General features: G+C 69.8%; 21 protein-coding genes. 6 read left to right on the forward strand and 15 right to left on the reverse strand.

Annotated features, from left to right (window positions below; translation table 11 throughout):
- Nucleotides 1-3: 3 nt before the first annotated feature.
- Complete coding sequence (locus tag AB0M83_RS14470; protein ID WP_364517000.1) at nucleotides 4-810, reverse strand: Abi-alpha family protein; 807 nt, start codon at nucleotides 808-810, stop codon at nucleotides 4-6.
- An 82-nt stretch (nucleotides 811-892) separates the two neighbouring features.
- On the opposite strand from AB0M83_RS14470, the gene AB0M83_RS14475 reads away from it, so the two are divergent.
- Entirely contained in the window at nucleotides 893-1714 is an 822-nt protein-coding gene (locus AB0M83_RS14475) for a maleylpyruvate isomerase family mycothiol-dependent enzyme (protein ID WP_364517001.1), read from the forward strand.
- Between the two features lie 159 nt (nucleotides 1715-1873).
- Here AB0M83_RS14475 and AB0M83_RS14480 read toward each other — a convergent pair whose 3' ends face one another.
- The 4 genes from AB0M83_RS14480 to AB0M83_RS14495 are packed head-to-tail and all read right to left on the reverse strand — an operon-like array spanning nucleotide 1874 to nucleotide 5104.
- Nucleotides 1874-2311, reverse strand: coding sequence for a lipopolysaccharide assembly protein LapA domain-containing protein (locus AB0M83_RS14480; RefSeq protein WP_364517003.1), 438 nt, complete (start codon nucleotides 2309-2311; stop codon nucleotides 1874-1876).
- A 46-nt stretch (nucleotides 2312-2357) separates the two neighbouring features.
- Complete coding sequence (locus tag AB0M83_RS14485; protein WP_364517005.1) at nucleotides 2358-3497, reverse strand: dipeptidase; 1140 nt, start codon at nucleotides 3495-3497, stop codon at nucleotides 2358-2360.
- Nucleotides 3498-3539: 42 nt separating this feature from the next.
- The gene (locus AB0M83_RS14490) at nucleotides 3540-4142 is read right to left on the reverse strand and encodes an alpha/beta hydrolase (RefSeq protein WP_364517007.1); all 603 of its coding nucleotides are present in this window, start codon (nucleotides 4140-4142) and stop codon (nucleotides 3540-3542) included.
- Entirely contained in the window at nucleotides 4139-5104 is a 966-nt protein-coding gene (locus tag AB0M83_RS14495) for a ring-cleaving dioxygenase (RefSeq protein WP_364517009.1), read from the reverse strand. Before AB0M83_RS14495 ends, AB0M83_RS14490 begins: the two co-directional genes overlap by 4 nt.
- An 83-nt stretch (nucleotides 5105-5187) precedes the next feature.
- On the opposite strand from AB0M83_RS14495, the gene AB0M83_RS14500 reads away from it, so the two are divergent.
- Both AB0M83_RS14500 and AB0M83_RS14505 read left to right on the forward strand, forming a co-directional pair.
- A complete protein-coding gene (locus AB0M83_RS14500) occupies nucleotides 5188-5634 on the forward strand; it encodes a MarR family transcriptional regulator (protein ID WP_364517011.1) in 447 nt (148 codons plus the stop codon).
- Nucleotides 5635-5687: 53 nt separating this feature from the next.
- A complete protein-coding gene (locus AB0M83_RS14505; RefSeq protein ID WP_364517013.1) occupies nucleotides 5688-6068 on the forward strand; it encodes a VOC family protein in 381 nt (126 codons plus the stop codon).
- Here AB0M83_RS14505 and AB0M83_RS14510 read toward each other — a convergent pair.
- From AB0M83_RS14510 to AB0M83_RS14540, 7 genes are all read right to left on the reverse strand, one after another.
- The gene (locus AB0M83_RS14510) at nucleotides 6060-6914 is read right to left on the reverse strand and encodes an amidohydrolase family protein (protein WP_364517015.1); all 855 of its coding nucleotides are present in this window, start codon (nucleotides 6912-6914) and stop codon (nucleotides 6060-6062) included. The genes AB0M83_RS14505 and AB0M83_RS14510 overlap by 9 nt on opposite strands.
- On the reverse strand, nucleotides 6911-8455 hold the full coding sequence (locus tag AB0M83_RS14515) for a benzoate-CoA ligase family protein (protein WP_364517017.1): 1545 nt from the start codon (nucleotides 8453-8455) through the stop codon (nucleotides 6911-6913). Before AB0M83_RS14515 ends, AB0M83_RS14510 begins: the two co-directional genes overlap by 4 nt.
- A gap of 8 nt (nucleotides 8456-8463) precedes the next feature.
- Nucleotides 8464-9885 (reverse strand): benzoyl-CoA 2,3-epoxidase subunit BoxB, encoded by a 1422-nt coding sequence (boxB, locus tag AB0M83_RS14520; RefSeq protein ID WP_364517019.1) that lies wholly within the window; start codon nucleotides 9883-9885, stop codon nucleotides 8464-8466.
- Between the two features lie 5 nt (nucleotides 9886-9890).
- On the reverse strand, nucleotides 9891-11510 hold the full coding sequence (boxC, locus tag AB0M83_RS14525) for a 2,3-epoxybenzoyl-CoA dihydrolase (RefSeq protein ID WP_364517021.1): 1620 nt from the start codon (nucleotides 11508-11510) through the stop codon (nucleotides 9891-9893).
- Between the two features lie 32 nt (nucleotides 11511-11542).
- Nucleotides 11543-11980, reverse strand: coding sequence for a hypothetical protein (locus tag AB0M83_RS14530; RefSeq protein WP_364517023.1), 438 nt, complete (start codon nucleotides 11978-11980; stop codon nucleotides 11543-11545).
- 102 nt (nucleotides 11981-12082) lie between these two features.
- Entirely contained in the window at nucleotides 12083-12985 is a 903-nt protein-coding gene (locus AB0M83_RS14535; protein ID WP_364517025.1) for a GNAT family N-acetyltransferase, read from the reverse strand.
- Between the two features lie 154 nt (nucleotides 12986-13139).
- Nucleotides 13140-15566 (reverse strand): glycoside hydrolase family 3 C-terminal domain-containing protein, encoded by a 2427-nt coding sequence (locus AB0M83_RS14540; protein WP_364517027.1) that lies wholly within the window; start codon nucleotides 15564-15566, stop codon nucleotides 13140-13142.
- 74 nt (nucleotides 15567-15640) lie between these two features.
- Between AB0M83_RS14540 and AB0M83_RS14545 the strand changes: the two genes are divergently transcribed.
- A complete protein-coding gene (locus AB0M83_RS14545) occupies nucleotides 15641-16222 on the forward strand; it encodes a TetR/AcrR family transcriptional regulator (protein WP_364517029.1) in 582 nt (193 codons plus the stop codon).
- 2 nt (nucleotides 16223-16224) lie between these two features.
- Here AB0M83_RS14545 and AB0M83_RS14550 read toward each other — a convergent pair whose 3' ends face one another.
- Both AB0M83_RS14550 and AB0M83_RS14555 read right to left on the reverse strand, forming a co-directional pair.
- A complete protein-coding gene (locus AB0M83_RS14550; RefSeq protein ID WP_364517031.1) occupies nucleotides 16225-16608 on the reverse strand; it encodes a TIGR03618 family F420-dependent PPOX class oxidoreductase in 384 nt (127 codons plus the stop codon).
- A gap of 47 nt (nucleotides 16609-16655) precedes the next feature.
- A complete protein-coding gene (locus tag AB0M83_RS14555) occupies nucleotides 16656-17243 on the reverse strand; it encodes a dihydrofolate reductase family protein (protein WP_364517033.1) in 588 nt (195 codons plus the stop codon).
- Between the two features lie 91 nt (nucleotides 17244-17334).
- On the opposite strand from AB0M83_RS14555, the gene AB0M83_RS14560 reads away from it, so the two are divergent.
- Nucleotides 17335-17790 (forward strand): helix-turn-helix domain-containing protein, encoded by a 456-nt coding sequence (locus tag AB0M83_RS14560; protein WP_364517035.1) that lies wholly within the window; start codon nucleotides 17335-17337, stop codon nucleotides 17788-17790.
- 9 nt (nucleotides 17791-17799) lie between these two features.
- Here the strand turns inward: AB0M83_RS14560 and AB0M83_RS14565 are convergent, their stop codons facing one another.
- Nucleotides 17800-18246 (reverse strand): helix-turn-helix domain-containing protein, encoded by a 447-nt coding sequence (locus AB0M83_RS14565; protein ID WP_364517037.1) that lies wholly within the window; start codon nucleotides 18244-18246, stop codon nucleotides 17800-17802.
- 49 nt (nucleotides 18247-18295) lie between these two features.
- On the opposite strand from AB0M83_RS14565, the gene AB0M83_RS14570 reads away from it, so the two are divergent.
- The gene (locus AB0M83_RS14570; protein ID WP_364517039.1) at nucleotides 18296-18763 is read left to right on the forward strand and encodes a DUF1579 family protein; all 468 of its coding nucleotides are present in this window, start codon (nucleotides 18296-18298) and stop codon (nucleotides 18761-18763) included.
- Nucleotides 18764-18770: the final 7 nt, after the last annotated feature.

The following is an 18770-nucleotide window of genomic DNA, read 5'->3' on the forward strand; positions in this document are numbered from 1 at the left end:
GGGTCAGCCGAAGCTGCGTGGATCGGCAGAAGGGTCGCAGGCGTGCCAGAACTGAGCGCCCAGGCGCGAAATGTGGATCGTCCGCCGGACGTACTTCGCGCGTTTGACGTGCTTCTCCGCGTCGCGCACGGTTTCGTCGGTCAACAGGATCTCGTACTGCGTCTCCAGCGACGGCACCTCTTCGTCGAGATCGACCAGGCCCAGCCCGATCAGCCGCGTGACGTACCCGGGCACCTGGTCCGGCAGGGACACCCCGGCCGCCTTGCCGACCGTCGACGCGTTGCGCAGCGCGACGCGCCCGCTGCTGCCGAGGCCGGTGCGCTCGACGACGTCGACCACGGGGAACGGCGAGCCGTCCGACAGCGCGGACAGGATGCGGGCCTCGTCCGGGGTCAGCTGGCGCAGGATGATCGCGTAGAAGTACTCGCGGGCCCGGTCACGGCCGAAGCCGATGGAGTGGTTGAGCAGCTCGGCCATCGCGGCGCGCAGCGGTTCGGTGTGGTTGTCGCGCGCCGGCACGAGCGTCACGGTCGCTTCGACCTTCCCGGGCACCGCCGGGCGGTTCATCGCGGACGCCGCCGTGAGCGCCGCGTGGTAGGGGTCGTCGACCTCGTCGAGGCGACGGCGCAGTTCGGCCAGCAGCTGGTGTTCCACCTGCCGCACCGTGCGTTCGGCCGTCTCGACGCCGGGGAGCTTGCGGCCGAGCGCGAACCCGGTGCGCGCGGCCCAGCCCGCCAGCTGCCCGGCACGCCGCGCCAGATCGGCCACCTCGTCACCGGTGCCCCGGCCGTTCGGTCGCTCTGCGTTCACGGGTCGGCTCCCCTCTGCTTACGCGGTGATGCTACCTGCGGGTAGGCCGAACGGTGGTGTGATGTGCGTGTTGGATGCAGGCATGAGTCCGACGCGCTGGGGCCCGCCGATCGACGTCCTCCCGTACTTCTCGAAAGAGGAGCAGGCGCTGATGACGCTGCTCGGCGCGCTGACCGAGGAGGATTGGCAGCGCCCGACGGGGTGCGCGGGCTGGACGGTGAAGGACCTGGCCGCTCACCTGCTGGGCGGCAAGGTCGGCCGGCTGTCCCGGAGCCGCGACGGGCACGCCTCCGAAGCCCCCCGCCCGGGGGAGTCCTTCCCCCGCTTCATCGACCGGATCAACGAAGAGTGGGTCGTCGCCTGCCGCCGGCTCTCGACCGACGTCCTGCTCACGATGATGTACGAGTTCATGGGCCAGACCACCGAGTACTGGGCGAAGCTGGACCTGGACGCCGATGGCGAGCCCGTGACGTGGGCGGGCGACGAGCCGGCGCCGCGCTGGCTCGACGCGGCCCGCGACTATTCGGAGTTCTGGGTCCACCACGTGCAGATCCGCGAAGCGCTCGAACACACGCCGCTGGAGGCCGAGTACGCCGAGCCGATCGCCGACACGTTCGTCCGCGCGCTGCCGCACACGCTGCGCGACGTCGAGGCGCGCGTCGGCAAGCAGGTGGGGTACACGGTCACCGGCGCCGGCAAGTGGCACGCCCGCCGCGAGCGCGACGGCTGGGCCCTGGACCGGGGCGCACCGCCGTCCCGCACACCGCTGGCCGCGGTGACGACGGACCTGGACACGTTCTGGCGGCTCTGCACCCGCAGCACCCCCGACCTAAGCCGCGTCAAGACTTCAGGCGACGAAAACGTTTGCGAGGTCATGCTCGGCATGACCTCGATCATCGCCTGACCCCGGAGCGCACTTTCACGTGAAAGTACACCGGAGGAGGGACCTCCGGATCACTTTCCCTAGGAAAGATGCGTCCAGGGGGCCTTCGGACGCATCTTTCCTAGGGAAAGTGACGCCTTGGGACCTTCAGAGCGTCACTTTCTCGGGGAAAGTGGCGCTTCAGCGGGGGCGGCGGGCTTGCTTGCGCAGTTGCAGGATGCGGGCGCCGCCGATCAGCGCGACCAGCACCGCGCCGCCGATGGCCGAGAACAGCATCGCGATGGCCAGCGGCAGGCTGCCTTCGGCGCCGAAGAAGTGCACCGTCGCCGGGTCGAGGTTCTGCAGGATGAAGACCAGCAGCACCACCAGCACGACCAGGCCGGCGATGACCGCGACCCACGTGCCGCTGATCCGCGTCGGCCGCGTCCGCTTCTTCGTGGCCGCGCCGGGCCTGGCCGGCGCCGGACGTACCGGCGTGACCTCCTCGGCGCCGGGCCGGACGTCACCGGCACGCAGTTCGGCGGGTTCGAGGGCACCCTCGGGCACCTCGTTCCCGGGCAGGTCGTGGTTGGTCGGGCCGGTGGGGCGGCCGGCCGCGTCCCCGCGCGCGTGCGTCATGTACCCAGTGTCCGTCCGGCACGCGGGGAGCGCTCTGTCAAACCCCCTAACGGGCGAAGCCGTCGACCTCGCGCAGCACGCGGAGCGTGTTCTTCCCGGCGAGCTTCGCGCAGTCTTCGTCGCTCCACCCGCGCTCGAGCAGCGCCGCGAACAGCACCGGGTACTTGGACGTGTCCTCCAGTCCCTCCGGCAGCGTGCCGACGCCGTCGTAGTCGCCACCGAGGCCGATGTGGTCGATCCCGGCGACCTCGCGGGCGTGCTCGACGTGCGCGACGACGTCGTCGACGGTCGCCTTCGGCTTGACCGGGCCGTCCCACTGCTTCACGAACTCCCCGCGCTGGGCCAGGTTGCGGTACTCCTGCCCGGCGGCCTCCATCGCGGCCTTCAGCTCGTGGTCCCACGCGGTGACCTTCGGCGAGATGAACGCCGGCACGAACGTGGTCATCGCGACGCCGCCGTTGCCGGGCAGCAGCGCCAGGACGTCGTCCGGGATGTTGCGCGGGTGGTCGTTCACCGCGCGACAGGAGGAGTGGCTGAAGATCACCGGCGCCGAGCTGACCTCGATCGCCGCCCGCATCGTCGACGGCGCGACGTGCGAAAGGTCGACCATCATGCCGATCTTGTTCATCTCGCGCACGACGTCGCGGCCGAACTCGGTGAGGCCGCCGTGGGCCGGCTCGTCGGTGCCCGAGTCGGCCCAGGTGGTGTTGAAGTTGTGCGTCAGCGTCATGTAGCGGACGCCGAGGCGGCGCAGGATCCGCAGCACGCCCAGCGACTCGGCGATGCTGTGCCCGCCTTCGGCACCCAGCAGCGAGGCGATCCGGCCGTCGGCGTACGCGGCCTCGGCCTCGTCCGCGGTGTCGACCAGCCGGAGCCGGTCGGGGTAGCGCTCGGCCAGCTGGTGGACGACCTCGATCTGCTCGAGGACGGCGGTGACGGCACTGTGGCCTTCGAACTCGCAGGGCACGTACACCGACCAGAACTGCATCCCGAGCTTCCCGTCGGCGAGCTTCGGGAAGTCGGTGTGCAGCGCCGGCTGCCGGACGGTCAGGTCGAGCGACGCGACCGCCTCGACCGGGTTCGGACCGCCGTGCTCCCGCAGCTCCCACGGCAGGTCGTTGTGCCCGTCGGCGAGGATGACGCCGTCCAGCAGTTTCGTAGCACGCTGTAGTGCCTCGTTAGTCATCACCCGATCGTAGGCCGCGCCGATATACGGTCCGTACAAACGTCAGGCCATGATCCACTTCGTGGCCGCGCGGACGCCGTCCGCCGTGATCTGGTGCCCGCCGGGGTGGCGCTGCGTGACGACGTCGGCACCGCGCTCGCGCAGCAGCCCGATCAATTCCTCGGTGGACGCCAGGGGCGCCATCGGGTCGCGTTCGCCGTTGGCCAGGAAGACGCGGGAAGCCGACAAGTCCAGGTCAGGCGGTGCCGGGACCGGCGACATCGCCGCGAACAGCGCGGCTTCGCGCACTACCTCCGGCCGCAGCAGCGTCACCGCGGCCGCGATGTTGGCGCCGTTCGAGAAGCCGACGGCGACCAGCCGCCGGTCGCCCAGCCCGTACTTCTCCCGCGCCTCGACGACGAAGTCCGCGAGCTGGTGCGCGCGCTTCACGACGTCTTCGTGGTCGAACACGCCCTCGGCGAGCCGCCGGAACCAGCGCGCGGCGCCGTACTCGGTCACCGGGCCGGCCGGGGCCAGCACCGCGGAGTCCGGGCTCAGCTCGCGCGCCAGGCCGAGCAGGTCGTCGGGGCTGCCGCCGGTGCCGTGCAGCAGGAGCAGCAGCGGCGCGTCCGGCGAGCCCTCGACGTACTTGTGCTCGAGCGTCATGACAGCTCCGGGTTGTTCTCGGCGGGGAGGTTCAGCTGGGGCAGCATGTGCTGGATCTCTTCGCGGCGCGGCTCCAGCCACGGCGGCAGCTTGAGCGCGCGGCCCAGCTCCAGCAGCGGCTCGTCGATGGCGAACCCGGGCTCGTCGGTCGCGACCTCCAGGAGCGTGCCACCCGGCTCGCGGAAGTAGATCGAGCGGAAGTACTGGCGGTCCAGGATGGACGTGACGTGCACGCCCTGGTCGACGAGCTCCTCGCGCCAGGCCTTCTGGGTCGGCTCGTCGGGCGCGCGCCAGGCGACGTGGTGCACGGTGCCGGCGGCGACCAGCCCGCGCGGCGCGTCCGGCGTCACGAGGACGTCGACGAGCGCGCCCGGCCCGCCTTCACCGGCGGCGAACCGCAGGCGGTTGCCTTCCTGGGTGGCGAAGCTGAGGCCCAGGCCGTCGGTGAGCATGCCGGCGGTCGCGTCCTCCTTGGTCACCGAGAGCGTCACGGAGTGCAGGCCGCGGATCGCGTGCTCGGCCGGGACGAGCTCGGTGTCCCACGGGTCGCGCGGGTCGCCCTGCGCGTGTGCGACGAGGGCGAGCTTCAAGCCGTCGGGGTCACGGAAGGTCAGCGTGTCCTCGTCGTCGGCGTTGCGGACTTCGCCGGTCTCGATCTTCTGCGCGGCCAGGTGCTGCTTCCACCAGCCGATGGAGGCTTCGGGGACGGAGAACGACGTGGTCGTCGCCTGGCCGGTGCCGTGGCGGCCGCTCGGCGCGTCGGGCCAGGGGAAGAAGGTCATCAGCGAGCCCGGCTTGCCGGCGCTGTCGCCGTAGTAGAGGTGGTAGGTGCCCGGGTCGTCGAAGTTCACGGTGGTCTTCACCAGCCGCAGGCCCAGGGTCCGCAGGTAGAAGTCGGCGTTGCGCTGCGGGTCGCCGCCGATCGCGGTGACGTGGTGCAGGCCGGACGTCTTGATCGCCATGGTTTCCTCCTGGATTCAAGGTAACCACAGAACCTCTCGCGAGCAAGATATATTCCGTACAGACTTTCCGGTAGGCTGATCGGGTGGATCCGAAGACCGACGACGACGAGATCGTCACGTGGTGGGGCCTGGTCATCGAGGGCTACCTGGCCACGCAGGACAAGCTGATGGGCGAGATCGCCGACCGTCTCGGGCTCGCGCCCGCGTCGTTCGACATCCTGCTGCGGCTGGTCCGCTCGCCCGACCACCGGATGCCGATGACCAAGCTGGCCACGGAGGCGGCCCTCTCCAGCGGCGGCTTCACGAAGGTGGCCGACCGCCTGGTGGCGGCGGACCTGATCTGCCGCGTCCCGAGCCCGGACGACCGCCGCGTCACGTTCGCGGCGCTGACCGACCACGGGCTGGAGATGGCGGAGAAGGCCCGGACGGCGGCGGCGGAGATCCTGCGGCGCATCGTTTTGACTCCACTGGGCGACGACGCATCGGCACTCGCGGAAGCCATGCGGACACTGCGCGCGTTCAACGCCTGAGGTTGAAAAAGTCGAGGTCACAGCGGTGCGCGCCGGGGCGCACCATGGGAGTCATGCTGACCGAATCGACCATCACGACCATGCTCCCGGTGACCGACAGCGAACGCGCTGGCCACTTCTACGCGGACTCCCTGGGCCTGAAGCGGACGGGGAAGGGCGAAGACGGAACGCTGTACTTCGCGGCAGGCGCGGGGGCCATCGGGCTCCGCACTATGCCGGCCGGCGCGCAGAGCGAAAACACGGCGTTGACCTTCGAGGTCTCGGACCTCCCCAGGGAGATCTCGACCCTCGAAAGCCACGGGGTGAGGTTCCAGGACTTCGACGTGGAGGGTCTGAAGACCGTCGACCACATCGCCGAGCTGGGCAACGAGCGGGCGGCTTGGTTCACCGACTCCGAAGGCAATGTGCTTTGCCTGCACCAGGTCCTAGGCTAGGCCCGGCATCAGCTTGATCGCGTTGCCCCCGAGGACGCCGGTCAAGACGTCGTCGGGCAGGCCGAGCGAGGCCAGCGTCCGCACGTTCTTGGCGACCGAAGGCACTCCGGGCCAGTCCGTCCCGAACACGAACTTCCCCGCCAGTCGAGCCAGATCGAAGCGCTGGTAGTACTCCGGCAGCTTCTTGGGAGGAAGCCCGGCGAGATCCAGCCACACGTTGTCCCGCGCCAGCGCGAGGAAAGCCGCCACGTCGTACCACCACCCGCGACCACCGTGGGCGAAGACGAACTGCAGTGAAGGAAAGTCCTCGATCACATCGGACATCAGCTCGGGATTCCCGAAACTCGTGCGAGACCCCGGGAAGCTCGACGTTCCCGAGTGGAGGATCACCGGCACCCCACGCTCGGCACACAATGCGTAGACCGGGTACAGCTCCTTGTCCGCCGGCGAAAACGCGCCGTGCACCGGGTGGATCTTCAGCGCCACCGCACCCAGGTCCAGCTGCCGCGCGACTTCGGAAGCCGCCGGGTGGTGCAGGTGAGGATTGACGTTCGCCACCAGCCGGAACCGCGTGGGGTTGTGAGAAACCAAAGGCAAGTTGTCTTCGATCGGCTGGATCCCCGTCGCCCGTGGGCTGTATTCGCAGAACAGCAGCACGCGGTCGACGCCCTCGGACTCCATCAGCTCGTCCATCGCCGACGGGATCACCTCCCCCGAAGAGGAGTACACCGAACGCCACGGGTACGACCCCGCGAAGTCGTGCGCCCACTGCGTCCAGGCGGGTTTGAGCGTGGGCAGGCGAGGTGTGTGGACGTGCGCGTCCACGACGAAGTAGCCGTCGATCACGTGCTGGGCACCACCCGCAGGACGTCCCGGACCTGCTCGCGGATCACGTTCCGGCGGATCTTGCCCGTCGCCGTCTTCGGCAGTTCCGCCAGTTCGACCACTCCTCGCGGACGTTTGAACGACGCGAGGCCCTCGCGGCAGAACTCGATCAGCTCGTCCGGGTCCACCGCGAACCCGGGCGCGGCCACCACGCACGCCACCGGCTTGTCGAGGCCGTCGGCGTCCGGTGCGGCGACCACCGCCACCTCCGCCACCGCCGGGTGCCGGCGCAGCCGTTCCTCCACTTCGGACGGTGACACCCAGATCCCGCCCGCTTTCAGCATGTCCCCGAAGCGGCCGAGGCAGGAATACGTGCCGTCCTCGTTGCGGACGTAACTGTCGCCGGTCCGCAGCCACTCGCCCTGGAAGACGAGCTTCGTCGCGTCGTACCGGGCCCAGTAGCCGGTCGCCGTCGACGGCCCGGCCACGAACAGCTCGCCCGGCCGGCCGGCAGCGTCGATCACCGCGCCCGCCTCGTCGCGAATTTGGACGGAGTAGCCCGGCACCGCGACGCCGGTGGTGCCCGGCCGCACCGCGCCGGGCTGGTTCGACAGGAAGATGTGCAGCGCCTCGGTGGACCCGATGCCGTCGAGGATCTCCAGGCCGAAGCGGGCGCGGAACCGTTCGAACAGCGACGCCGGCAGCGGCTCCCCGGCCGAAACCGCGTGCCGCACCGAAGCGAACGAGTCGTCCGGGACGTCGCTCGCGAGCAGCGCCGCGTAGAACGTCGGGACGGCGAAGAAGAGCGAAGGCTTCTCTTCACGAGCCCGTCTGGCGAACAGCGCCGGCGTCGGACGTGCGGGTTCGAGCAGCGTCGTCCCGCCCGCCCCGAGCGGGAAGAAGCACGAATTGCCCAGGCCGTAGGCGAAGAAGAGCTTCGGGACCGACAGGAAACGGTCGGCCGAGGTGGTCGCCAGCACGCCGCGCGCGTACGTCTCGCACACCGCGCGGATGCTCGCGTGCCGGTGCATCGCGCCCTTCGGCTGTCCCGTCGTCCCGGACGTGTACAGCCACAGCGCGGGCGAGTCCTCCCACGTCTGTCCACTTCGGAACGTCCCGCCCAGTGACGACCACTCGTGCGTCCGGACCCCGAAGCCGGCCGCGTCCGACCGGTCGAGCAGGACGTCGGTGACCTCGGGGGCGAAGCCGAGCGCGATCACCGCCTGCTCGGCGAACTCGCCGGACACGCACAGCAGGCGTGCCCGCGAGTCGGCCAGCATCTTGCCCAGCTCGAGCCCGGTGACCATCGTCGACACCGGCACGGCGACCGCGCCGGCCAGCATCGCGCCGAGGATGCCGGTGAGCAGCTCGACGTCGTCGACCATGCAGAACATGACGCGCTCTTCGGGCCGCACGCCGAGCTCCACGAGCCCGCCCGCGACCCGGCGCGCCTCGGCCGCCAGCTCGGCGTAGGTGAGCGTGCGGCGGGGCGACACGACCGCGGTCGCGTCCGGGTGCCCGGCCGAAAGCAGGTACTCCGCGGCGTTGAACCCTGTCGGCACCGGACCTCCTACGTGAGGTGGACGTACTCGTAGTCGAAGGGCTTCCCGTTGATGCCCTGCCGCGGCGGCGCCACCCAGCTCGCGATCTTCCCCCGCTCGTAGACCGGGTGCATCAGCGAGCGGACGAACGTCAGGTCCTCGGTGGTGGGCAGCCACTTGCTCTTGCCCGCCTGCCAGGTCGCCTCGTCGACGATGGTGCCGTCGGGAGTGACGTGGTGGCCGGAGTTTATGCCGACTTCGCGGTTGAAGCCAGGGTGCGGCAGGCGGAACGTGAAGTCGATCCCGGCGTCGGCGAGGATCTTGTTCCAGCGCTTCACGCCGGTCTGGCAGTCGGTCACGTACTCGCTGCGGAGGTCGAGGTTCAGCAGCAGGATCGCCTGCATCTCCTCCGACGTCCAGGTGCCGTCGGCGGCCGGTTTCTCCAGCGTGCGGGCGTCGTCGGTGAGCTTGTGGTCGTCCCGGCGGCGGGTCTCCTGCCAGCGGCCCTTGAGCCCGGCGGTGTAGTAGTTCGCCGCGTTCGTCGAGGTCTCGCTGCCGAACAGGTCGAGTGAGACGGTGTAGTGGAAGTTGATGTACTTCTGGATCAGGGTCAGCGGGATGCCGCCGTGCGGACCGATGTCGTGCGTGTCGTGCTCGCGGATCAGCTCGGCGCTGCGGGTCACCACGCGGTCGACGCCGGTGGTGCCGACCATCATGTGGTGCGCCTCCTCCTTCAGCATGAACTCGCAGGTGCGCGAGAGCGGGTCGAAGGAGCTCTCCTTGAGCGTGCCAAGCTGGTACTTCCCGTCGCGGTCGGTGAAGTAGGTGAACATGTAGAAGGCCAGCCAGTCGGCGGTCTCCTCGTTGAACGCGCCGAGGATGCGGGGCGCGTCGGGGCTGCCCGAGTTGCGCAGCAGGAGCCCTTCGGCCTCGTCACGGCCTTCGCGGCCGAAGTACGCGTGCAGCAGGTACACCATCGCCCACAGGTGCCGGCCCTCTTCGACGTTGACCTGGAACAGGTTCCGCAGGTCGTAGAGGCTCGGCGCAGTGAGCCCGAGGAGCTTCTGCTGCTCGACCGACGCCGGCTCGGTGTCGCCCTGGATGACGATCAGCCGCTGCAGGTCGGCGCGGTATTCGCCCGGGACCTGCTGCCACACTTCCTCGCCCTTGTGCTCCCCGAAGGCGATCCGCCGGTCCGGGTCGCGCTCGGCGAGGAAGATCCCCCACCGGTAGTCCGGGACGTTGACGTGGTCGAAGTGCGCCCACCCCTCCCGGCCGACGCTCACGGCGGTGCGCAGGTAGACGCCCTGGGTCTCCAGCGTCGGGCCCATCTCGCCCCACCAGTGCATGAACTTCGGCTGCCAGCCCTCCAGCGCGCGCTGCAGCCGCCGGTCTTCGGAGAGGTTGACGTTGTTGGGGATCTTGGCGTCGTAGTCGATCTTCTCGGGCATCTGCGCTAGACCCGCTTCCTGTCGAAGACGGCCTTCTGCCCCGTACCGTATCGGCGCAGCGCGCCTTCGGGCCCGGATGCGTTCGGCCGGGTGAAAATCCAGTTCTGCCAAGCCGCCAGCCGGCCGAAGATCTTGGTCTCGATGGTCTCGGGACCGACGAACCGGTGGTTGGCCTCCATACCGGTCAGCGCGTCCGGGGACAGCGACGCCCGGCCCTCCAAGGCGATCCGGATCTCGTCCTCCCAGTCGAGGTCGTCCGGGGCGTCGGTGACCAGGCCGAGTTCGACGGCTTCGGCCGCGCTCAGCTCGTGGTTCTTTTCGCGCGCGAGCCACGCGAGGTGGTCGTCGTCACCGTAGAAGCGGGTCTGCAGGCGCGTCAGGCCGTTGCCCATCGGGAAGGGGCCGAAGTTGGCTTCGGACAACCTGATCGTCGCGCGTTCGCCGGACTCTTCGTCGTCGATCGGCGGGCCGTCGAGGAGGTACTGGCGGTCGGCGGCGAGCGCGAGTTCCAGCAGCGACCCGGCGAAGCAGCTGCCGGGCTCGATCAGCGCGATCAGCGTGCGGCTGGTGACGTCGAGCCGCTTGAGCGTGCGCTTGAAGTACTGCGTGATCTCGTTGCCCAGCCAGTCCTTCGCGCCGAACACGGCCTGCTCGTGCGCGAGCACCTTCTCCGGGTCGCCCCGGGTCTTCAGGATCCACGTACCGGCTTCGACCTCGTTGGTGCGCAGGCGCAGGATCGCGTCGTCCAGCTCGCGGGTCATCGCGAGGAACCAGCCGTTCGCGCCCTCTTCGTGCAGGTCACCGGGATCGTTCTCGGGTCCCTTGACGGTGATGGTGACCTGGTCCTTGGTCACTTCCGTGTCGACATAGCGATGTTCGAGCGGGGTCAGCTCGATGCCGCCCTCGCCGGTCCGGTCGGACTCGCGCGCGATCTCCCGGGCCCGCTTCGCCACGGCCTCGCGGAAGCCTTGTCGCGGCACCAGTTCGTCGACCAGCCGCCAGTCGACCGCGGTCTTGCCCTTGACGCCGTCGGGGCGCGTCGCGAAGACGTCGGCGAGGTCCTTGCGCACCCGCCGCTTGTCGACGACCCGGGTCAGGCCACCGGTACCCGGCAGCACGCCCAGCAGCGGCACCTCGGGCAGCGCGACGGTCGAGGAGTTGTCGTCGATCAGCAGGATCTTTTCGCAGGCCAGCGCGATCTCGTAGCCGCCGCCGGCGCAGGTGCCGTTCACCGCGGCGACGTAGGTCTGGCCGGAGTGCGCGGTGGCGTCCTCCATGCCGTTGCGGGTCTCGTTGGTGAACTTGCAGAAGTTCACCTTCCAGTGGTGCTCGGACGCGGCGAGCATCCGGATGTTCGCGCCCGCGCAGAAGACCTTGTCCTTCGCGCTGGTCACCACCACCACGCGGACCTCGGGGTGCTCGAACCGCAGCCGCTGGGTGGCGTCGTACAGCTCGATGTCGACGCCGAGGTCGTAGGAGTTGAGCTTGAGCTCGTAGCCCGGGACGAGCCCGCCCTGCTCGTCGACGTCCATTTCCAGCCACGCCACCTCCCCGTCGAGCTGGAGGCGCCAGTGGCGGTACTCGTCCGGACGGCGGTCGAAGGTCACCGGTGTGGTGGTGGTCACTCGTCCGAGTGTCTACATAGTTCCGACGGACGTCAATGTTGTGTAGAAACTTGATCTCGCGAGGTCACCCGGTTGAGTGTTGCCCAGGCCCAGGTGAGGAAAACCCAGAGTGCGAGCCCCGCTGCGGCATCCGTGAAGATCGTCGCGAAGAAGAACCCGGGGATCCGCGGCACCCCGGTCAGGAAGTGGCCGAGCGTGATCATCCCGGCCAGCGAGTAGACCAGCAGGAGCGCCAGCGCCCGGGGGTACCGGCCCTCCCGGTACGCGCGGTAACCGAGCCAGCCGAACGTCGTGAACAGCACCCAGCCGAAGGCGACGACGATCCCCGCCACCGTCGCCGGAACACCCGGCAGCTGCGGGTAGTCGGCGACGCGAATGGCGTTGTGCGCGTAGTGGATCGTCGTGCTGAGCAGCGAAAACCCGAGGATCACGCGGAGCGGCGTCAAGCCTTTCTCCCGCAGAACGTCCATCCCGGGCCCCCTGTCGCCGATTTGATAGATCGCTCTAGCGAGAGTACCGCGCCTCGCTTTCACGTGAAAGTGCCGAGCGGCACTTTCACGTGAAAGCTCCGGTCACACCAGGTCGATGCGGTGGTGCGTCACCGGGTAGCCCGCCTTGGCGAACGCCTTGGCCATCGGGATGTTGCCGACGTCGGTGCCCGCGACGATCTTCTCCGCGCCGTACCCGACGAGGTCGTGCGTGGCCTCGACCAGCAGGTCGTACGCGTAGCCGTGACCGCGCTGCTCCGGCACGACGGCGACATAGCCGACCACCGGGTCGTAGGCGTTGCGGCTCGGCAGCGTGAGCCCGACGAGCTCACCCTCGGGCGTGTACGCCAGGCGCCACCAGTCCCGCGGCGCCGGCATCCACAGCATGATGTCGAGGTCCTCGCGCGCGGCCGCGTCGAGCCCGTGCTCTTCGACCGTCTTCCGCACGTGCGCGTCGAGGCTGCCGACGTGCACCCGCTTGAAGACGTCGAGGATCACGTCGTCGTCTGGCTCGGGCCGGAACACGAGCCTGCCGGGTCGCTCCGGCAGGCCGTTTTCCGGCGTCCAGCAGAACCGGTAGCGCTCGACGAGCTTGCGGTAACCCGCCTTCTCGGCCGCCTCGACGCGCACGGTGACCTCGTGCGCGACGTCCGGGTCGTCCTGCCAGCCGGGCGGCGTGTCCAGGGCGTACTCCGCGCGCAGCGCCACCCTTTTCAGCAGTGCGACGCCCGCGTCGAAGTCGGTGAAGTCGAACCAGTCGAGTGCGATCGGTTTCTCGTCCTTGGCACTGCCCCACCACGCGGCCCGCGCCACGACGACGTCATCGCGCAGCGCCACCCAGACCCACCCGGGCCGGTACTCGCCCTTCGCGACCATCTCGGCGAAGTCGCGGCCGAACAGCTTGCGGCCGACGAGACCGCGGTCGGGCAGGGAGGTGAACAGTGTTTCTTCGCCCGCTTCGAGCGGGCGCACGACCAGATCGGTCATGGAAGTCCTTCCGGGAGTACGCGCTCCCGGTCAGAAACCCGGCACCCTCGAGGCGAGGTGGGAGCGCGTGATCGATTGCGTGATCATCGGACCCACCTCCCTTTCGCTCGTTGCGGGGTGCGCGGCCGAAGTTAGCGGCTTCCCGCTGCGGCCGTCAACGGATTTTCTGGAGGACGACGCGCGTGCTCAACCGCGGCTGCGCGTAGGAGTGCGAAGCCTCCAGGACGTACTCGCCGGCGATGTGCCGCCAGCCGTCGCGCCAGACTTCGGCGGACCTCGGCGTGACGACGATGTCGGTCTCGACCGCCTCGCCGGGTCCCGCTTCGACGCTCGCGAAGCCCACGAGCCAGCGGGGCGGCCGGTCACCGCGCTCGGTCGGGGCCAGGTAGAGCTGGACGACTTCGCGGCCCTTGCGCGTCCCCGAATTGCGTACGCGGACCCGGACGCGCGCGCCGCCTTCGTCGTCCGGGTAGACGTCGAGTTCCTCGTACACCCAGGTCGTGTAGCCCAGGCCGTGACCGAACCAGTACGCGGGTTGTGCGTCTGCGCGCGCCCAGGCGCTGTAACCGATGTACACGCCTTCGCCGTACTCGAGGACGCCTTCTTCCGGCGTCACGTCGGTGACCGGCGCGTCCTCGAGCCGCGCCGGCCAGGTCGTCGGCAACCGGCCGCCGGGCTCTTCGCGGCCGAAAAGGACGTCGGCGAGCGCGTCGCCGCCGGCCTGGCCGGGGAACCAGGTGAGCAGCACCGCGGCGACGTCGTCCCGCCACGGCAGTTCGACCGGGGAGCCGGCATTGACGACGACCACGGTGTTCGGGTTGACCGCCGCGACCCGGGTGACGAGTTCGTCCTGCCTTCCGGGCAGGGCCAGGGAAGAACGGTCGAAGCCTTCGCTCTCGACCTCGGCGGTGGTGCCGACCACGACGACCGCGACGTCCGACTTCCCCGCCAGGGCAACGGCTTCGTCGAGGGCGGCGTCCGGGTCGAGGACCGGGCCGCGGTGGCCGAGCGCGAAGGTGACCCAGGCGAAGGTGCCGCGGGCGAACTCCGCCATCTCCGACGGGATCCAGTACGTCAGGCTGACGTCGACGAGCTCGCCCGCCGTCAGCTCGACCTCCCGGCGCTGCTCGATCACCTGCATGATCGACGTGAAGACGTCGCCGCCTTCGGGTAGGTTGACGCCGTCGAAGAGGGTCTGGCCGGCGACGTCGAGGCGGAGGTCGCCGGGGCCGGTGACGGCGAAGGTGTGCGTGCCGCTCCGCTCCGGCAGGTAGGTGCCCTCGATCTCGACCGACGCGAGCGTGGCGATGTCGAGTCCCTTCGGGAGCTCGCCGATCCAGTTTATTTTCGCTTCCCTGAGCGGAAATTCAGCCAATCGGGTGCCGTCGGCCGCCTTGGCGGTCGCGCGGAGCCGGAAATTGTCGGTGGCCGGAGGTAGCGTCGTTCGCGGATCGGCACCGATGGCGAACGCCAGGTCGGTGCCTGGGGGAACGGCCTTCCGGAGGCCGTCCAGAGGGGAGACGACGTGCTCGGGGAACACGGTGGCGCTGCCACCGCCGAGGATCTTGGGGTCCTCGGCCAGCGCGCCGATCAGGGCGATGCTCTGCGGCTGCTCGAGCGGGAGAACACCGGTTTCGTTGCTGAGCAGCACGAACGACCGGCGCGCGACCTCGCGCGCGATCGCGTCGCCGTCCACAGTGGACTGCATTCCGGCGGGGCTGCCGCCGAGCGCGCCGGTCCGGTGGGCCAGCAGGAGCACGCGGCGCACCATCTCGTCGACGACGTCTTCGTCGACTTCGCCACCGCGCACGGCTTCCGCGAGCTGTTCCCCGAAAACCGTGCGGGGGCCGGGCATCGCGACGTCGAGGCCGCCGTTGGCGGAGGCGACGGTGTCGCGCGCGGCCAGCCAGTCGGAGACGACGAAGCCGTCGAAGCCCCATTCGTCGCGCAGCACGCCGTTGAGCAGTTCGGCGTGCTGGGTCATCGTGGTGCCGTTGACGCTGTTGTAGGCGGCCATGATCCCCCACGGCTTGGCCCGCCGGACGATGAGTTCGAACGGCGCCAGGTAGAGCTCGCGCAGCGCGCGTTCGCCGACGTGGACGTCGGCGGTGAAGCGTTCGGTCTCGAAGTCGTTGGCGACGAAGTGCTTGACCGTGACGGCGACCCCGCCGTCCTGCACGCCGGTGACGTAGCCGGCGCCGATCATCCCGGTGAGGAGGGGATCTTCCGAGTAGCACTCGAAGTGGCGGCCGCCCAGGGGCGAGCGCTGGAGGTTGACGGTCGGGGCGAGCAGGACGTGCACCCCCTTGCGGCGGGCCTCCTGCGCGAGCAGCCGGCCGGCGCGCACGGCCAGGCGCGGGTCCCAGCTCGCGGCGAGGGCCGTCGGGCTGGGGAGCGTCACCGAGGGGTCGTCCGGGCTCCACCGCACCCCGCGGACGCCGACCGGGCCGTCCGAGAGCACCAGGGAGCCCAGGCCGATCCGCGGGAGCGCGGGCAGGCTCCAGACGTCCTGGCCGGCGAGCAGGCTCGCCTTGGCGTCCAGGTCGAGCTCGGCCAGCAGGGCATCGACGTCGAAGCTCATGGAGACGTACTCTACCTGGCGATGGGTAGTGAACGTTATGGTTCCGTGACGGCTTGTCCCGTAGGCTCGGGATCATGACCCGGGCCAGGGGCGCCGACCGCCGAGCGAGCATCGTCCGAGCGGCGTTCGAAGTGATCGCCGAACGCGGCTATCGCGGCACTTCACTGGCGGCGGTGGCCGACCGCGTCGGGCTGACCCAGCAGGGCCTGATGCACTACTTCCCCACGAAGGAGGACCTGCTGACGGCGGTGCTGGAAACCCGCGACGAGTGGGACCTGCTGCACTTCGGGCACGCCCCGCCGGGCGACGAGTCGGCGATGACGGTCAACCAGCTGGCCGAACTGGTCGACTACAACGCGACCCGGCCGGGGATCGTCCAGACGTACACGGTGCTGTCGGCGGACAGCGTCACGGAGGACCACCCGGCGCGCGAGTACTTCCGCGACCGCTACGAGCGCGTGCGGGCGGGCATGACCCAGATGCTCGAACGCCACCGCGACGAGCTTCCCCCGGGGGCGACGCCGGAACAGCTGGCGCCGGTCGCGATCGCGGTCCTGGACGGCTTGCAGCTGCAGTGGCTCCTCGACCCGGAGTGGGTCGACATGCCGGCCGGGTTCCGCACGTTCCTGACGCTGCTGGGCATCAAACCGGACTGACGTCAGCCCATGCCGATGCTCTGCCGGTCGACCTCGATCAGGCCGACGACGCGCAGCTGGTCGCGCGAGTAGGGCTGTCCGATGTACTTCGTCGCGATCCGGTCGACGATCTCCCACGCGGCGTCGCCCTCGATCCACTCGACCACCCGGCCGCGGATGATCACCGGCTCGAACGGGTTGTCCGCCGGGGTCAGGGAGAGCGCCACCCGCGGGTCGCGGCGCAGGTTGCGGGCCTTGCGGGAATCCGGGCCGGTCATGATCGCGATGTGGTCGCCTTCGGGGTCGACCCAGAGCGGGATCGAGTGCGGGGCGCCGTCGGGCAGGACGGTGGCGAGGTGGGCGACCACGGTGGTTTCGAGGATGCGGCGGATGTCGGCGTCGATCATGGTGTTCTCCTTCGAGTTGAGGTGACCGCTGCTCAGGTGACCGCTGTTCAGTCGACTGCGTAGTGGAGGTGGGTGACGCCGGGTGCGGCGACGGCTTCGACGAGCCGCAGCCGCACGTGCGAGGGCAGCTCCTGGAAGAACGACCGCCCTCCGCCGAGCAGGACCGGCACCTGGTGGAGGACGAACTCGTCGACGAGCCCCGCCGCGAGCGCCGCGCTCAGGACACCGCCGCCCATGAGGCCCACATCCTTGCCTCCGGCCGCCTCCTTCGCGGCCCAGATGGCTTCCCCGACGTCGCCGAACAGGGCCTGTCGCGAGGTCAGCTCGGGCGCCGGCCGGTGGCTGACGAGGAAGAGCGGGGCGTTGGGGTGCGGGCTGCCGCCGCCGAAGTGGTCCGAGTCCTCGTAGGTGTTGCGGCCCGCCACGATCGCGCCGACGCGGCCGGCGAGGCTGTCGAAGACGCGGGCGCTCGGTTCGCTGAGCTTGAAGAAGCCGAACACCCGGCTCTGCGTGTCGCCGTCGGTGTACCAGTCGAACAGCGTTCCGCCGTCGCCGAGGCCGCGCCCGGGGCCGGCGCCGCGGCCGGTGATGTACCCGTCCACCGACACCGCGTGGGCGCTGAAGACCTTGCTCATCGCCGCGATCCTTTCGGAGTTCCTTGAGGAGACTCCAGAACCGTAGCAGTTGAAGTTCCTTAAGGGAACCCCAAGTGCTAAAGTGGCCTGCATGCAGCGGACGAACTTCAGCGAACTGGCCGCGTGCTCGATCGCGCGCACGCTCGACGTCATCGGCGAGCCCTGGTCGCCGCTGATCCTGCGGGACGTGTGGGTCGGGATCAGCCGGTTCGAGCAGATCCAGGACGACCTCGGCATCTCGCGCAAGGTCCTCACCGAGCGCCTCAACCACCTGGTCGAGCAGGGCATCGTCGAGCGGCGGCCGTACGACCGGCGGCCGCGCTACGAGTACGTCCTGACCGAAAAGGGCACCGAACTCGTCGACATGCTCATGGTCATGACCCGCTGGGGCGACAAGTGGCTCGCCGGCGAGGCCGGCCCGCCGGTGCTCTACCGGCACCACGCGTGCGGTGAGATCACCACCGTCGACCTGCGCTGCACCCACTGCGGCGAGCCGATGCACGCCCGCGACATCGACCCGCTCCCCGGCCCCGGCGCGGCGAACTGATCCGCATCCTCAGGGCAACCTCGGCTGGGCCGCGGCCTCCCGCAGCCGCCGCAACGTGCGCAGCGTCGTCTCCAGATCTTCCTGGGACACCGATTCCGCCACGTCCTCCGCCCATTCGACCTGCGCCACCCCCAGCTCGCGCAGCGCCTCCTTCGCCCGCCGGGTCACCGACAACAGCGGCGCCCGCGCGTCGGCCGGATTCGGCAGGCGGTCGAGCATTCCGTTGCGCAGCAAGCGGTTCACCGTCTCCTGCACGCTCTGCCGGCGCAGCCCGCGGCGGCGCGCCACCTCCGCCGCGGTCGCCGGGCCGTCCTCGAGGAAGCCGAGGACCTGCCACTGCGCCGCCGTCAGCCCGACCGGCTCCGTCAGCGCGTCTCCTGCGGCCAGGAAGCCGCCGTTGCACGCGAAGACCGCGTCGATCACCCGGGTGAAAGTTTCGGCTCGAAGGGACCGCATGCGTGCTAGTCTCGCACATCGACAGGTACCTGTCGAAATGGAGACGACCATGGACATGCCCACTCTCGGGCCCGCGCACGACGCCCTCAAGGCCTTCGCCGGCGACTGGACCGGCACCGAAGATCTCGCCGCTTCGCCGTGGGCGCCGGCTTCGACGGCGCGCGCCGACTGCGAATACCGCGTGGCGCTCAACGGTTTCGCTCTGGTCCAGCAGTATCGCCAGCACCGCGAAGACGGCTCGGAGTTCCTGGGGCACAACATTTTCACCGTCGACCCGCAGACCGGCGAAACGCTCTGGTACGGCTTCGACAGCTACGGCTTCCCGCCCGAGTCGCCCGCCCGCGGCGGCTGGGACGGCGCCACCCTCGTCCTGGACAAGCAGACCCCTCGCGGAGTGGCCCGGCACCGGCTCACCCCGGACGGCGACACCCTGACGCACGAAATCGACGTCAAGCTGGGCGAGGACCGCGAATTCAGCCCGTTCCTGCGTGCGCGGTACACGCGGGAAGACAAGTAGCGAGCTC

This window comes from Amycolatopsis sp. NPDC051106 (assembly GCF_040682775.1).
Classification (GTDB): domain Bacteria; phylum Actinomycetota; class Actinomycetes; order Mycobacteriales; family Pseudonocardiaceae; genus Amycolatopsis.

Coding starts and splice junctions, on each gene's coding strand:
- AB0M83_RS14540 (WP_364517027.1), bottom strand. CDS start 15,566: ATGAGCTTCGACGTCGATGCCCTGCTGGCCGAGCTCGACCTGGACGCC.
- AB0M83_RS14475 (WP_364517001.1), top strand. CDS start 893: ATGAGTCCGACGCGCTGGGGCCCGCCGATCGACGTCCTCCCGTACTTC.
- AB0M83_RS14560 (WP_364517035.1), top strand. CDS start 17,335: ATGCAGCGGACGAACTTCAGCGAACTGGCCGCGTGCTCGATCGCGCGC.
- AB0M83_RS14550 (WP_364517031.1), bottom strand. CDS start 16,608: ATGATCGACGCCGACATCCGCCGCATCCTCGAAACCACCGTGGTCGCC.
- AB0M83_RS14490 (WP_364517007.1), bottom strand. CDS start 4,142: ATGACGCTCGAGCACAAGTACGTCGAGGGCTCGCCGGACGCGCCGCTG.
- boxB (WP_364517019.1), bottom strand. CDS start 9,885: ATGCCCGAGAAGATCGACTACGACGCCAAGATCCCCAACAACGTCAAC.
- AB0M83_RS14495 (WP_364517009.1), bottom strand. CDS start 5,104: ATGGCGATCAAGACGTCCGGCCTGCACCACGTCACCGCGATCGGCGGC.
- AB0M83_RS14530 (WP_364517023.1), bottom strand. CDS start 11,980: ATGGACGTTCTGCGGGAGAAAGGCTTGACGCCGCTCCGCGTGATCCTC.
- AB0M83_RS14545 (WP_364517029.1), top strand. CDS start 15,641: ATGACCCGGGCCAGGGGCGCCGACCGCCGAGCGAGCATCGTCCGAGCG.
- AB0M83_RS14505 (WP_364517013.1), top strand. CDS start 5,688: ATGCTGACCGAATCGACCATCACGACCATGCTCCCGGTGACCGACAGC.
- AB0M83_RS14485 (WP_364517005.1), bottom strand. CDS start 3,497: ATGACTAACGAGGCACTACAGCGTGCTACGAAACTGCTGGACGGCGTC.
- AB0M83_RS14555 (WP_364517033.1), bottom strand. CDS start 17,243: ATGAGCAAGGTCTTCAGCGCCCACGCGGTGTCGGTGGACGGGTACATC.
- AB0M83_RS14565 (WP_364517037.1), bottom strand. CDS start 18,246: ATGCGGTCCCTTCGAGCCGAAACTTTCACCCGGGTGATCGACGCGGTC.
- AB0M83_RS14535 (WP_364517025.1), bottom strand. CDS start 12,985: ATGACCGATCTGGTCGTGCGCCCGCTCGAAGCGGGCGAAGAAACACTG.
- AB0M83_RS14480 (WP_364517003.1), bottom strand. CDS start 2,311: ATGACGCACGCGCGCGGGGACGCGGCCGGCCGCCCCACCGGCCCGACC.
- AB0M83_RS14570 (WP_364517039.1), top strand. CDS start 18,296: ATGGACATGCCCACTCTCGGGCCCGCGCACGACGCCCTCAAGGCCTTC.